The organism is Nonomuraea turcica (assembly GCF_030718205.1).
Taxonomy (GTDB): Bacteria; Actinomycetota; Actinomycetes; order Streptosporangiales; family Streptosporangiaceae; genus Nonomuraea.
In genome coordinates, this window is record NZ_JAUZQF010000005.1 from 425,719 (window position 1) to 438,554 (window position 12,836).

Consider the following 12,836-nt stretch of genomic DNA (forward strand, 5'->3'; position numbering starts at 1 on the left):
CTCCCTCGCTCCGACTCCCTGCCTGCCTGCCGCCCCCGCCTGTCCCCCGGCACTCCCGGAAACACGCCACCGGCCTCAGGCCCGCGCTCTTCCAGCGGAAACAGCAGGCATCATCGGCGGCCCCTCGGACGACGGGTGGATGCATCCTGGCGCTGATCGCTCAAGGCCGGATCGAGGCTTGATCGAGGCCTGATACAGAATGTCAGGGTGATTTACAGCTCTTGTCATACTCCCAGTCGCCGGCATACCTCCAGCGTCGCCGCCGACGTGTTGAAGGTCATGAAGTGAATTCCCGGCACGCCCTCGTCCAGGAGCCTGACGCACATGTCCACCGTGTGATCGATACCGAGCCGGCGCACGGCCTCAGGATCGTGGGCAACCCGGTCGAACGCGGCGGCCAGTTCGGGCGGGAATGGCGCGCCCGAGAGCTGCTCCGATCTTTCAATGGTGCTCATCCGGGTCACCGGCATGATGCCGGGAATGATCGGGGTTTCGCAGCCGCGGGCGGCGACGCGGTCTCTCAACCTCAGATAGTCCTCGACCCGGAAGAACATCTGGGTAATGGCGTAGTCGGCGCCCGCCCGGCATTTCTCGACGAAATGCCGGGTGTCACTCTCGACATCAGGTGAGCGGGGATGGCGGTAGGGGAAGGCGGCCACGCCGACGCAGAAGTCCCCGGCGACCTTGATCAGCCTGACGAGGTCGGCCGCGTAGGCGACCCCTTGGGGGTGCCTGGTCCACTGCCCCAAGGGATCGCCGCCCGGCGGATCGCCGCGGAGCGCCAGGAGGTTCCGCACGCCCGCCGCCGCGAACCGGCCGACGAGGTGACGCAGTTCGGCCACCGAGTGGTCGACCGCGACCAGGTGCGCCACGGGCAGCAGCGTCGTGTCGCCGGCGAGCCGTTCGGTGATCTCGACGGTGCGGTCGCGGGTCGATCCGCCGGCGCCGTACGTGACCGAGACGAACGTCGGGCGCACCGCCTCCAGCTCGCGGATCGTCCGCCAGAGCGCCTGTTCGCCCTGAGGGGTCTTGGGCGGGAAGAACTCGAAGGAGATGGAGGGAGTGCCCGCCGCGAGCAGCTCCCGGACCGAGGAGCTCCGCTGGATCGTCAGGTGCGTCATGGCGACACCAGCGCCATCATGGGGACCTTGCCCAGCGCGACCTCGGCCTGCGCCTCCGCGACCCGCTGGAGCTCGGTGGCCGCCGCGCCCCCGTAGGTGTCCGCCACCCGCTCCACCGCGGTCTCGAGATGGAACTCATACCCCTGGCCGCCCACCGACTCGATCGCCAGTGCGGCCATGAGGCAGCCGGCCTGAGCCGCGCGCTCCAGCGGGAATCCCCAGGCGACCCCGGCGAAGAACCCCGCGCGGAACGCGTCGCCCGCGCCGGTCGGATCGACCGGCTCCTTGACCGGAACCGCAGGCACGAAGATCGGCTCCATGCCGCGCCGGTCGACGCGTGCGCCGTCGGCGGCCAGGGTGGTCACCCAGACCTCGACCCGCTCCAGCACGTCCCTCTCCGACCAGCCGCACTTGCCCAGGAGCAGCGACCGCTCGTACTCGTTGGTGAGCAGGTAATGTGCGCCATCCAGCAACGAGACGATCTCGTCCGCGGCGAGCAGGGCGAGTTGCTGTGAGGGGTCGGCGGCGAACGGGTATCCGCGGGCCCGGCACTCCTCGGAGTGGCGGGCCATGGCGGCCGGCTCGTTCGGGCTGACGATCACCAGCTCGCACCCGCCCACGCGCCGTACGACCGGGGCCAGCTCGATCTCCCCCGCCTCCCGCATCGCCCCGGGGTAGAACGAGGCGATCTGGTTCCCATCGAGGTCGGTCGTGCAGGAGAAGCGGGCCGTGTGATGGCTGTCGGAGATCCTGACCGACTCGACGTCCACCCCGTGCTGGAGCAGCCATCTGCCGTAGTCGCCGAAGTCGGGGCCCGCGGCGCCGACCAGGATGGGGAACAGGTTGAGCTGGCCCAGGCCGTAGGCGATGTTGGCGCCGACGCCACCCCTGCGCACGGTGAGACGGTCGACGAGGAAGGACAGCGACACCGCGTCGAGCTTGTCCTTGACGAGCTGCTCGGTGATCCGGCCGGGGAAGGTCATCAGATGATCCATCGCGATCGAACCGGTAACGATGATGCTCATGGACGCCAGCTCCTTCACACGGCCCTGCCGAGAGCGTCGGCGCGGTCGGTGGTCTCCCAGGACAGGCCCTCGCGCCCGAAGTGCCCGTAGGCCGAGGTCTGCGCGTAGATCGGGCGCAGCAGATCCAGGTCGCGGATGATCGCCGCGGGGCGGAGGTCGAACACCTTGGTCACGGCGTCCTGGATCTTCGCGACCTCGGTTTTCTCGGTGCCGAAGGTCTCGACGAACAGTCCGACGGGGTGCGCCTTGCCGATCGCGTACGCCACCTGCACCTCGCACCGGTCGGCCAGTCCCGCCGCCACGACGTTCTTGGCCACCCACCGCATCGCGTACGCGGCCGAGCGGTCCACCTTGGACGGGTCCTTGCCGGAGAAGGCGCCGCCGCCGTGCCGGGCCATCCCGCCGTAGGTGTCGACGATGATCTTGCGGCCGGTCAGCCCCGCGTCTCCCATCGGGCCGCCGATCTCGAACCGTCCGGTCGGGTTGACCAGCAGGCGATAACCCTCGGTCTCGATGCCGACCTCGGCCAGCAGGGGCGCCACGACGTGCTCGGCGATGTCGGGGACGAGCAGGCCGTCCAGGTCGACGCCGGCGGCGTGCTGGCTGGAGACGACGATGGTGTCCAGCCGCACCGGCCGGTCGCCGTCGTACTCGACGGTCACCTGGGTCTTGCCGTCCGGCCGCAGGTACGGCACGACGCCGCTCTTGCGCACCTCGGACAGCCGCCGGGCAAGCCGATGGGCCAGTGCGATCGGCAGCGGCATCAGCTCGGGCGTGTCCCGGCAGGCGTAGCCGAACATCAGACCCTGGTCTCCGGCGCCCTGCCGGTCGAGCTCGTCGCCGTCGCCGCCCACTCGGTGCTCGTAGGCGTCGTCGACGCCCTGGGCTATGTCGGGCGACTGCGCGCCGATGGACACCGACACCCCGCAGGAGGCGCCGTCGAACCCCTTGGCCGACGAGTCGTACCCGATCTCCAGCAGCGTCCTCCTGACGATGGCCGGGATGTCGGCGTAGGTCTTGGTCGTGACCTCGCCCGCGACGTGCACCTGGCCGGTGGCGATCAGCGTCTCGACCGCGACCCGGCTGGTGGCGTCGCCACTCAGCAGCTCGTCGAGTATCGCGTCGCTGATCTGGTCGGCGATCTTGTCGGGGTGGCCCTCCGTGACGGACTCGGATGTGAACAAGCGACCGCCCATGTCTCCTCCGCATCTCCAGACGATGCGCCGATGATGAGCGGTCCCGATCGAGTTTCGAGCCAGGGCCGCTGAGTGAGCCGTCATCGGCGTCACCCAGCGGCACATGGTCTTCCCTACTCCACGACCAGGTTGACCGGGATGTTGCCGCGGGTGGCGTTGGAGTAGGGGCACACCTGGTGGGTGGCCTCGACGAGCTCACGGGCCGTCTCCGGGGCGATCGAGTCGGGCAGCTCGACCCGGAGCGTGGCCTCGAGCTGGAAGCCGCCCTGGCCGTTCGGCGACAGGCCGATCTCGGCCGTGACCGACGCGTCCGAGACGTCGATCTTCTTCTGAGCGCCCACCAGCCGCATCGCCGAAGCGAAGCAGGCCGCGTACCCGGCGGCGAAGAGCTGCTCGGGGTTCGTGCCCTCACCGTCGCCGCCCAGCTCCTTCTGCAGGGCCAGCTTGACGTCCAGCCGTCCGTCCGAGGAGACCGCGCGGCCGTCGCGCCCGGCGGAGGTGGCGATGGCGATGTACATGCTCATGACGATGCCCTTTCCTAATGAACAGACCTGTCTGTCTGCCACATGCCATGAGAGTAGACAGGTCTGTCTGGTATCGTCAACACGTGAGCGCAGAAACGTTGGAAGGCCGTCGCCCGAGTGCGGCGCGCACCCGCGTGCTCGACACCGCGGCGCGCCTGTTCTACCGGGAGGGCGTGCACACGGTCGGGATCGACCGGATCATCGCGGAGGCGGACGTCGCCAAGGCGACCTTCTACAAGCACTTCCCGAGCAAGGACGACCTTGTCCGCGCGTACGTGACCGAGCAGAGCGCGCGACAGCGCGCCGCGGCCGCCACCATGCAGGCTGATTCTCCGCGCGAGAAGCTGATGGGCATTTTCGCCTTCATGTGCGAGTTCGGGGCCGGCCCCACCTACCGCGGCTGTCCCTTCGTCAACACGGCGGCCGAATATCCCGATCCCGGTCACCCCGTGCGGCAGGCCATCGCCGAGTACCGCCGCTGGGTCCGCGACCTCTACCGGGACCTGCTGGCCGCCGACGGCCACCCCGACGCGGAGCGGACCGCCGACATTCTCCTGCTGCTCAGAGACGGGCTCGTGGTCGGCTTCGACCTCGACGACCCCGCCCGAGTGCGTGCCGCCCTCCTGGAAGCACTCGACAGAGTGCTGGGCGCGTAACGGACTCGGGCACATCGGACACGGTGCCGGACTCGGGCACATCGGACACGGTGCCGGACTCGGGCACATCGGACACGGTGCCGGACTCGGGCACATCGGACACGGTGCCGGACTCGGGCACATCGGATGAGGTCAGGGTTGTGCCAGGCGGCGGGCGATGACCCGGAGCGCGAGCACCTCGTCGGCGCCTTCGAAGATCGACAGCACGCGGGCGTCCACGAACAGCCGTGAGACGGCGTACTCCTCGGCGTACCCGTAGCCGCCGTGCAGCTGCTGGGCTTCGCGGGTGACCCACTCTGCCGCCCGGCAGGCGACCTGCTTCACCTGCGCGGCCTCGAGGTCGCCGTCGCCGGCCGCGACTGCACGCGCCGCCGCGAACGTGAACGCGCGGCACGCGGCGATCAGCGCCGCCATCCTGGCGATCTTGGCCCGGGTGAGCTGGTAGTCCGCGAGCGACCGGCCGAAGACCGGCCGCTGCCGGGCGTAGTCCACGGCCAGTTCGAGCGCCGACTGCATGACGCCGACGGCGCGGGCGGCGGTTTGCAGGCGCGCGTTGGCGAACGACCGCATCTGCAGGTAGAAGCCGCGCCCGAGGCCGTCGTCCAGGCCGATCAGGTCGGCGGCGGGCACGCGCCAGCCGCCGAACCCGACCTCGAAGGAGTGCATGCCGCGATAGCCGAGGGTACGGATGGCGCGCCCTTCGACGCTCCCGCCGCCCTCTTGGGTGAGGTGCCAGGTGTGGCCGGTGAAGGACGGTTTCTCGACGACGAACAGCGACAGCCCGCGGTGGGCGGCGGTGCGGTCCGGGTCGGTGCGGGCGAGGACGAGCAGGTAGTGGGCGCGGCCGGCGAAGGTGCACCAGGTCTTGACGCCGTTCAGCACCCACTCCTCGCCGTCCCTGACCGCACTGGTGGTGATGGCGGCGACGTCCGACCCGCAGTCGGGCTCGGTCACCGCGACGGCGCACAGCCGCTCCCCCGACGCGATCGCGGGTAGCCAGCGCCGTTTCTGCTCCTCTGTGCCGCCCCGGGCGATCGCGGCACCGATGATCTCAGGGCGGGTGATGAGCGAGCCCGCGGCCCCGAGCGAGGCGCGGGAGAGCTCTTCGGTCACCACGACCATGCTCAGCAGCTCGTCGGCGCCGCCTTCGGCGTAGCCGCCGTACGAGGCGGGGATCGACAGCCCGAAGCAGCCCATGTCGGCGAGGCCGTCGATGATGGCGTCGGGGATGTCCTCGTCGTCGCGGTGTATGCGGCCGGCCGCCGGGGCGATCTGGTCGGCGGCGAATTCGCGGAAGGCGGTGCGGACGAGCTGCAGCTCGTCGGACAGGTGTCGCGGTCCCGCCTCGCCGGTGGCCATGACCCGCTCGGCCACCCGTTCCAGGAGGCCAGGATCCCGTCCCGCGGCGACGTGTGCGGCCATCCCGTCCAGCGCGGTCCGGTCCACACCCCATAGGCCTTCCCGTCCGGTCATGCGGCCGGCGAGCTCGGCGGCGACGTCGGCGGCGTAGAGCAACGCCAGGTCGTCCTCGGCCCCATCGTCGTCCAGATCGCCCGGACCAAGGCCGCCAGCACCAAGGCCGCCGGCACCGACCCTACGGCTGCGGGCGTGGGCCTGATGGCCGAGCAGGGCCACGGCGGCCGCGACGGACGACGACATCGACGCCACGTCGTAGGCGACGGCCTGGTGCTCGTCGACCGGCTGCACGTGCGCGGCGGCCTTGCCGACGACGGCCTGCAACGTCTCGACGATGGCGCGGGCGTTGTGCTGCATGTCGGCGATCCTCAGGCTCGGAGTACGTGGTGATGGTCTCGGCGACGCAGCCGGGTGGGGACGGCCTCGCGGGCGGCCGGTTCACGCATGGCAGGCCCCTTCGATCGTCAACGTGGAGCAGGGCTCGCCGGAATCATCGCCGAACAGGCCCAGCGTGAGCGGGGCGGCACCGACCCGGCGCAGTCGGGCGGCCTGACCACAGAACAGGGGTTTGCGGTTCCGGTGCCGCATGCGCAGGATCGGCGCGTCATGTTTCTCCAGCCGCAGCACCTCGGCGAGGGCCATCGTCATCAGCGGCCCATGCACCGCCAGGCCCGGATACCCCTCGACGCGGGTGGCGTACGGCCAGTCGTAGTGGATGCGGTGCGGGTTCGCCGTGGCGGCGCTGAAGCGCATCAGCAGGGTCGGGTCGGTGGCGAGATCCCACGCCCACTCCCCCGCCCGGATCAAGGGCGCGCCGGCCGGAACCAGGGCGGCCGGGATCTCGATGTCCGCCGCGAAGGAGACGGGCACCGCGTCGCGGTAGATGAGGTCCTGGCGTTCCTCGAGCGCGAGCCGGTCGCGCTCGTCGTACAGCGTGGTGGCGACGACCACCACGACCAGCCTGCCCGAACGCCCGGACTTCTCGGTGACCGACTCCACCCGCGACTTGCGCCGGACCATGGCGCCGACCGTGAGCGGAGCGTGGAAGACGACCTCGCCGCCGGCGAACACGCGCCGCGGCAGCTCCACCGGAGGCAGGAACGACCCGCGCGCAGGATGACCGTCCACCCCGAGCACGGACGAGACGGGCCAGCGGGCCAGCGCGACCCAGTGCCACAACGGCGGCAGTGCGTCTCCCGGACCGATCACGGGCATGCCGTCGTCGAACAGCGCCGACAGGGCCGCCACGGGATGCGGTTCGACCGTTTCGACGGTGGTGACGGTGTGCGGGGCCCAGCTCATCGGATTCTCTCGCTCACGTGATGGGGTTGCGCGCGATCAGCTGCGCCGCGATGACGTTGCGCTGGATCTCGCCACCTGCATGGCGGTGCGCATGGCCTGCAGGTCGCTGCGCCGCCCGGCTCGGTGAGCGCCATCGTGGCCCTGAGCGTGCCGGCGGCCATCGGTGGCAGGTACCGTTCGCGCTGCTCCTGTGGCGCTGACATCCACGCCGCCGTATTCGGCGGGTGCCAGCAGGCCGAAGAAGCCCAGTTTCTTCGTTTCATCGATGAACTCGGCCGGGTAGGTGTCCCCCGCCTCGTAGTCCCGCACCCGCGGCCGGACCCGCTCGTCGACGAAAGCACCGGTCAGGGCCACGATGTCCCGCTCGTCCTGGGTCAATGCGCTCATGGTCGTTCTCCGCTTCCCGCGCTGCGAATGATGCCGTCCTCCCTCAGCTTGGCGAGGTCCTGCGCGGACAAGCCGAGCTCGCCGCGCAGCACCTCCTCGGTGTGCTGCCCCACCAGCGGCGCGGCCGCAGGAGGCGGCTGCCGCCCGTCCATCATCAGGGGAGCTCCCGGCGCCCAGTGATCGCCGACGCCCGGCTGGTGGAGCAGCGCCATCAGCGGGTTCTCCGGCAGCAGGCCGGCGAGCTCCGCGAGGCTCCGGTACGCCGACCACAACACCCGGGTGTCACGCAACGCCGCCTCCACCTCGGCCAGGGTGTGAGCCTCGAACCAGCCGGCGAGCAGCTCGCCGAGCACCTTGCGGTGCCGGTGGCGCTGCGACTCCTCGGTGAAGTCGGCCCCGAGCGCAGCGGCAAGCGCGGCGATCACGTCGGTGAGGCCGGTTGCGGCGAGGAGGTCCCGCCAGTGCCGCGGCGTGAGGGCGACGATCATCAGCCGCCCGCCGTCGGCGGTGGCGAAATCCCGCCCGCACGTGCCGTAGACGTGGTTACCGTCGCGTTCCCTGGGTGAGGTGCTCAGCTGGGCTTCGGCGAGGTAGCCGAGATTGCCCGCGGTCGCCACGGCGACGTCCTCGAGCGCGAGACGCACCTGCTGCCCTTCGCCCGTCAGCAGGCGGTGCCGTTCGGCGGCCAGCAGCCCGGCCGCCAGGTAGAGCCCGGCGGCGAGGTCCCAGGTCGGCACCACGCTGTTGACCGGCTGCGCGGTGTCCGGCGGGCCGGTCAGGAGGGGGAATCCGGTGGCCGCCTGGACGGTGTAGTCCACGGCGGCCCCGCCGTCGCGGCGGCCGGTGAGCAGCACGTGGATCACGTCGGGGCGGCGCGCCCGCAACGCCTCGTACGACAACTCGCGGAACCGGTCCGCGTTGCTGACCACGATCCCGGCCCGGACCACCAGGTCGGCGACGAGCCTGCGGCCCTCCTCGCGTGACAGGTCCACCTCGATGGCGCGCTTGCCCTTGTTGAGCCCCGACCAGTACAGGCTCGTGCCACTCGCGGCCAGCGGCCACCGGGTACGGTCGACCGCGCCGCCGACCGGCTCCACCCTGATCACGTCCGCGCCCAGCTGAGCCAGCGTCATCCCGCACAGCGGCGTCGCCACGTAGCTGGACAGCTCGACGACCCGCATCCCGGCCAGCGGCAGCGCCCGCGCTTCGTTCTCCACCGCTTCGTCTCCTGACCTGATCTCGGGGGCTCGTTCAAGGATCTTTCCCGTTCGCGCACGTGCCCACCTCGGTCAGGGGAATTCCGCGTGGGTCAGGAGGGCCAGCCGGCGGTGTTCGAGCAAGACTCGCGGGAGATTCCCGAGCCGGTGTCCGGGTAGGTCCCATAGCGCTCGTCGTGCAGGTGGGCGAAGAAGTAACACATCTCCTCGCACTCGGCGTCCAGCACGGCCAGCCGCGGATCCCGGAGCACGCCGGCGTAGAAGTCACGGCCCATGGCGACGATGAAGCCGCGTGCGTACAGGAAGCCGTCGTCGGAGCCGTCGGTTATCGCGTGGATGTCCGCGCGGTCGATGTCGTAGAGCTTCCGCTCGACTACCCGATCGAGGTCCGTCAGCTCCTCGGCCGACAAATCCCGGCTGCTCGCCGCGAGGTTGGCGAGGAAGTCCTCCAGTGCCTCGTCGATGACGGCGAGCACGGCGTCCGCGCCAGAACCGGGACTCCTGTCCGTGAGCGCCTGTCGCGCCTGGCCGACGTCCGCGCCGAGGGGCGCCCAGGCCGCCTCCGCCATGTCCCAGAAACGTTCCTCCGTGTCCAACGCCCACCTCTCAAAAGCCGATCTTGTGCACCCGCGCCGATCAGCAAACCAGGCCGGACCGACAGAATCAGGGGAGTGAGGACCGGTGCTCGCTGCTGGCGCGGACGATGAGCGTGGTAGCCAGCTCGATGCGGGTGCCCGCGGGCCCGCCCGGGTGGGTCAGCTCCTCGGAGATGAGCCGTACGGCCTCGTTGGCCATGTCGTCGAGCGGCTGGCGCACGGTGGTGAGCGGGGGCGACAACATCTCGCACAGGGGCGAGTCGTCGAACCCGACCACGGACAGGTCGCCGGGGATGCGGACGCCGCGCTCGGCGGCCGCCTGGTAGACGCCCGCGGCCTGCAGGTCGGATCCGGCGAAGATCGCGGTGGGCGGGTCGTCGCGGTCGAGCAGTTCGGCGCCGAACAGCTTGCCGCCGGAGACGAGGAAGTCGCCGTAGCGGGTCAGCGCGGGGTCGGGCTCGATGCCGAACGTGCGGTGCGCGGCCAGGTAGCCCTCGTATCGGTCGAGTGTGCACTGCACGTCGAGCGGCCCGCCGATGAACCCCACCCGGGTGTGCCCCAGCTCGAGCAGGTGGGTGGTCGCCATGACGCCGCCGGACCAGTTCGTGGCCCCGACCGTGGACATGCGCGGGTCGCGCTGCCCGACGGGATCCAGCAGCACGAGGGGGACGTGCAGCAGCTCTCCGATGGCCGCGATCTCGTCCTTCTGGTGCCGGGAGAGCACGAGCACGATGCCGTCGGTGCCGCGCTTGCGCAAGATCCCGATCCAGCGCCGCAGGTCGAAGTCGGGCCGCGCGGACGAGGTCACCACGAGCGAGAACCCCCATCGCGCCGCCGCCCGCTCCGCGCCCTTGATGAGGACCTGCGCCCACGGCGAGCCGAGCCCGTCGATGAGCAGGTCGACCATGCCGACCCGGGGCGTGCTCGGCGGCCGCGGCGTCTCGTAGCCGAAGGCCCGGACGGCTTCGAGGACCTTGTCCCTGGTGGCGGCCGAGACGTGCTTCTTACCGCTCAGAACCTTGGAAACCGTCGGCACCGACACTCCTGCGGCCGCCGCGACGTCGGCGAGCGTCGCTCGGGGCACAGAACCTCCCGCTGTAGCGGTGCCGCCATCCGGGCTGACACCGGCGAGTGACAACTTTCGGAAAATCACGTGAAAGCCATTAGCTCTCTGAACTGGGCTAATCGGCCTTCTTTTTGAATCAAGGGGGACTGTTGACAGGATTGAGGACCGCAGCCTACCGTAACGGTTCGGCAATGTCACAGTAATCTTTCGGAAAGCTAGTCAGAAACTTTCCGACGCGAAGCGGTGGAGCGCCAGGGTGAAACGAAGGAGCACCGAGGGTAAGGGGCGGCTGGCCCTTGAATGTGCATAAAGGTGCCTGAGGTGCCTCTGGTTGCGTTATGGCAGGGGTCCCAGCGTGACGGCATACGCATGCAGCGACTCCCCTCACGTGCGTACCGCCAGTTGCATCACGGCCATCCCTGCCGGTCGGGCCGCGGATGACCTTGCCTGACGTGTATCGCGCGTATGTTCTACCGACAGTGCAAACTCTTGGTATCGTCACCGTCACGCAATGTGAAGGCAGGGGAGGCGGATACAGGTCATGCGGGCATGCCCGTTCGGTGATGATCGACAGTTGCCGGTCGTGTGCTGCGCCCGCCGACCGGCCGCGGGCCGTGCCGGCCTCGGGCCGGTGGGTGCCCAGCATGGCTGAGCTGCGCCCGATCGAGGCGCCGTTCGTCGTTTCCGAGCGATCCGGGGTGGCCGTTCGTGACCGGCTCAAGAATCTCACGGCCGAGGACGAGCAGGTGCTGCGGCTGGTGGGCGCGCATCTGGGCGCGCTTGCCTCTGGTGATCTGAAGACGCGCTGCGCCGATGGGCTGGAGCACGACCACCAGAGGTGGGCGGCCCGCAAACGCGAGCTAACCACGTTGTCGTCGTCGCGGTGGGCCGGGGCCATCACCAAAGCCAGCCACGATCAATGGGCGCTGGCCCGCCGCTGCCAGGCCGCGCACATCGCCGACCTGGAAGCCGCCATCGCCACCATCCGGCACCGGCTGTCGCTTCCCGTGGGAGAGAAGGGAACCCGGAAGGCTCCAGGCGGATCCCGCTCGCGGCTGGAGTGGCACGCCAAGAGCCGCCGCCTGCGCGTGCTGCAGGACCGGCTGCGGCGGGAGAAGGCCGACCACCAGGCCGGGATCGTGCGCATCGTGCGGGGCGGCAAACGCCTGGCCCGCACCCGGCACCACCTGCACGCCGCCGGCCTGACCGAGGACGAATGGCGGCAGAAATGGGAGGTCGAGCGCTGGTTCCTGGCTGCGGATGGCGAGTCCGGCAAGCGGTATGGCAATGAGACGATCCGCATCGATCCGGATGGCGAGGTGTCGATCCGGCTGCCCGCCCCGCTGGCGCACCTGGCCAACGCCCCGCATGGCCGCTACGTCCTGACCGCCCGGGTAGCCTTCGCCCACCGCGGCACCCAATGGCGGGACCGGGTCGAAGCCAACCGTGCCGTGGCCTACCGCATCCACCTGGATGTGCAGCGCGGACGCTGGTACATCACCGCCTCCTGGCAGATCCCACCGGCCCCGACCATCCCTATGTCGGCCGCGCTCGCGCACGGTGTGATCGCCGTGGACACCAACGCCGGCCACCTGGCGGCCTGGCGCCTGGACGTCCACGGCAACCCGATCGGCAACCCCCGCCACTTCCCCTACGACCTCAGCGGGAACGCTGACCACCGCGACGCCCAGGTCCGCCACGCGCTGACCCGGCTCCTGCCTTGGGCCCAGACCTGCGGCGTGAAAGCCATCGCCATCGAAGACCTCGACTTTCAGGCTGACAAGACCCGGGAAAAGCACGGCCGCCGTAAACGCTTCCGCCACCTCACCCCCGGCATGCCAACCAGCAAGCTCCGCACCCGGCTCACCGCGATGGCCGACGCCACCAGCATCGCCATCATCGCCACTGACCCCGCCTACACCTCCAAATGGGGCGCCCAGCACTGGCAGGCCCCACTCACTACCAAGACCCGCACGACCACCCGCCACGACGCGGCCGCCGTGGCGATCGGCAGACGCGCCCTCGGGCACCCGATCCGGCGACGGACGGCACCGCCCCCTGCTCACCGGAGCGATGAGCAGGGGCATCGGACCGCCCAGGCCCGACCGGGCGCCCGTAGGCGTGAAGGACCCCGCCCCCGCATCCCCGGACCACGGACACGATCCGCGCCGCCCGGACGCGGTGAGAATGCGGGCGACCAGAACGCTCAACACCGTTCGGAGCGTTCGACTGAGCACCTGCAACACATGCTCAGTCCCTAGGAACGGTGTATGCCTGCACGTGTTAGGTCGCGGACGTCGTGGCGGAGCGGACCGTGACACTGACAGGCC

12 protein-coding genes are annotated in these 12,836 nt (G+C 70.2%); 2 read left to right on the top strand and 10 right to left on the bottom strand.

Annotated features, from left to right (window positions below; translation table 11 throughout):
- Positions 1–224: 224 nt before the first annotated feature.
- The 4 genes from metF to Q9G87_RS16310 all read right to left on the bottom strand — a co-directional run bounded on the left by metF (position 225) and on the right by Q9G87_RS16310 (position 3,866).
- Positions 225–1,121: a methylenetetrahydrofolate reductase [NAD(P)H] gene (gene metF, locus Q9G87_RS16295; RefSeq protein WP_305917190.1), complete on the bottom strand. Its 897-nt coding sequence runs from the start codon at positions 1,119–1,121 to the stop codon at positions 225–227.
- Positions 1,118–2,146, bottom strand: coding sequence for a carbohydrate kinase family protein (locus Q9G87_RS16300; protein ID WP_305917191.1), 1,029 nt, complete (start codon positions 2,144–2,146; stop codon positions 1,118–1,120). Before Q9G87_RS16300 ends, metF begins: the two co-directional genes overlap by 4 nt.
- A 14-nt stretch (positions 2,147–2,160) precedes the next feature.
- On the bottom strand, positions 2,161–3,342 hold the full coding sequence (gene metK, locus Q9G87_RS16305; protein WP_305917192.1) for a methionine adenosyltransferase: 1,182 nt from the start codon (positions 3,340–3,342) through the stop codon (positions 2,161–2,163).
- 113 nt (positions 3,343–3,455) lie between these two features.
- Positions 3,456–3,866: an organic hydroperoxide resistance protein gene (locus tag Q9G87_RS16310; RefSeq protein ID WP_305917193.1), complete on the bottom strand. Its 411-nt coding sequence runs from the start codon at positions 3,864–3,866 to the stop codon at positions 3,456–3,458.
- 83 nt (positions 3,867–3,949) lie between these two features.
- Between Q9G87_RS16310 and Q9G87_RS16315 the strand changes: the two genes are divergently transcribed.
- Positions 3,950–4,522, top strand: coding sequence for a TetR/AcrR family transcriptional regulator (locus Q9G87_RS16315; protein WP_305917194.1), 573 nt, complete (start codon positions 3,950–3,952; stop codon positions 4,520–4,522).
- Positions 4,523–4,654: 132 nt separating this feature from the next.
- Here Q9G87_RS16315 and Q9G87_RS16320 read toward each other — a convergent pair whose 3' ends face one another.
- The 6 genes from Q9G87_RS16320 to Q9G87_RS16345 all read right to left on the bottom strand — a co-directional run bounded on the left by Q9G87_RS16320 (position 4,655) and on the right by Q9G87_RS16345 (position 10,524).
- On the bottom strand, positions 4,655–6,295 hold the full coding sequence (locus Q9G87_RS16320; RefSeq protein WP_305917195.1) for an acyl-CoA dehydrogenase family protein: 1,641 nt from the start codon (positions 6,293–6,295) through the stop codon (positions 4,655–4,657).
- Between the two features lie 81 nt (positions 6,296–6,376).
- A complete protein-coding gene (locus Q9G87_RS16325) occupies positions 6,377–7,240 on the bottom strand; it encodes an FAS1-like dehydratase domain-containing protein (RefSeq protein ID WP_305917196.1) in 864 nt (287 codons plus the stop codon).
- 36 nt (positions 7,241–7,276) lie between these two features.
- A complete protein-coding gene (locus Q9G87_RS16330) occupies positions 7,277–7,627 on the bottom strand; it encodes an acyl-CoA dehydrogenase family protein (RefSeq protein WP_305917197.1) in 351 nt (116 codons plus the stop codon).
- Entirely contained in the window at positions 7,624–8,844 is a 1,221-nt protein-coding gene (locus tag Q9G87_RS16335) for a CoA transferase (protein WP_305917198.1), read from the bottom strand. The genes Q9G87_RS16330 and Q9G87_RS16335 overlap by 4 nt, the downstream gene beginning before the upstream one ends.
- A 92-nt stretch (positions 8,845–8,936) precedes the next feature.
- The gene (locus tag Q9G87_RS16340; RefSeq protein ID WP_305917199.1) at positions 8,937–9,440 is read right to left on the bottom strand and encodes a DUF4240 domain-containing protein; all 504 of its coding nucleotides are present in this window, start codon (positions 9,438–9,440) and stop codon (positions 8,937–8,939) included.
- A gap of 67 nt (positions 9,441–9,507) precedes the next feature.
- Complete coding sequence (locus Q9G87_RS16345; RefSeq protein WP_305917200.1) at positions 9,508–10,524, bottom strand: LacI family DNA-binding transcriptional regulator; 1,017 nt, start codon at positions 10,522–10,524, stop codon at positions 9,508–9,510.
- 626 nt (positions 10,525–11,150) lie between these two features.
- On the opposite strand from Q9G87_RS16345, the gene Q9G87_RS16350 reads away from it, so the two are divergent.
- Positions 11,151–12,767, top strand: a complete 1,617-nt coding sequence (locus Q9G87_RS16350; protein WP_305917201.1) for a transposase — start codon at positions 11,151–11,153, stop codon at positions 12,765–12,767.
- Positions 12,768–12,836 lie beyond the last annotated feature (69 nt).

What these genes read in the sequence shown, in the direction of transcription:
- metF (WP_305917190.1), bottom strand. Translation starts at nt 1,121, where the DNA reads ATGACGCACCTGACGATCCAGCGGAGCTCCTCGGTCCGGGAGCTGCTC.
- Q9G87_RS16300 (WP_305917191.1), bottom strand. Translation starts at nt 2,146, where the DNA reads ATGAGCATCATCGTTACCGGTTCGATCGCGATGGATCATCTGATGACC.
- metK (WP_305917192.1), bottom strand. Translation starts at nt 3,342, where the DNA reads ATGGGCGGTCGCTTGTTCACATCCGAGTCCGTCACGGAGGGCCACCCC.
- Q9G87_RS16310 (WP_305917193.1), bottom strand. Translation starts at nt 3,866, where the DNA reads ATGAGCATGTACATCGCCATCGCCACCTCCGCCGGGCGCGACGGCCGC.
- Q9G87_RS16320 (WP_305917195.1), bottom strand. Translation starts at nt 6,295, where the DNA reads ATGCAGCACAACGCCCGCGCCATCGTCGAGACGTTGCAGGCCGTCGTC.
- Q9G87_RS16325 (WP_305917196.1), bottom strand. Translation starts at nt 7,240, where the DNA reads ATGAGCTGGGCCCCGCACACCGTCACCACCGTCGAAACGGTCGAACCG.
- Q9G87_RS16330 (WP_305917197.1), bottom strand. Translation starts at nt 7,627, where the DNA reads ATGAGCGCATTGACCCAGGACGAGCGGGACATCGTGGCCCTGACCGGT.
- Q9G87_RS16350 (WP_305917201.1), top strand. Translation starts at nt 11,151, where the DNA reads ATGGCTGAGCTGCGCCCGATCGAGGCGCCGTTCGTCGTTTCCGAGCGA.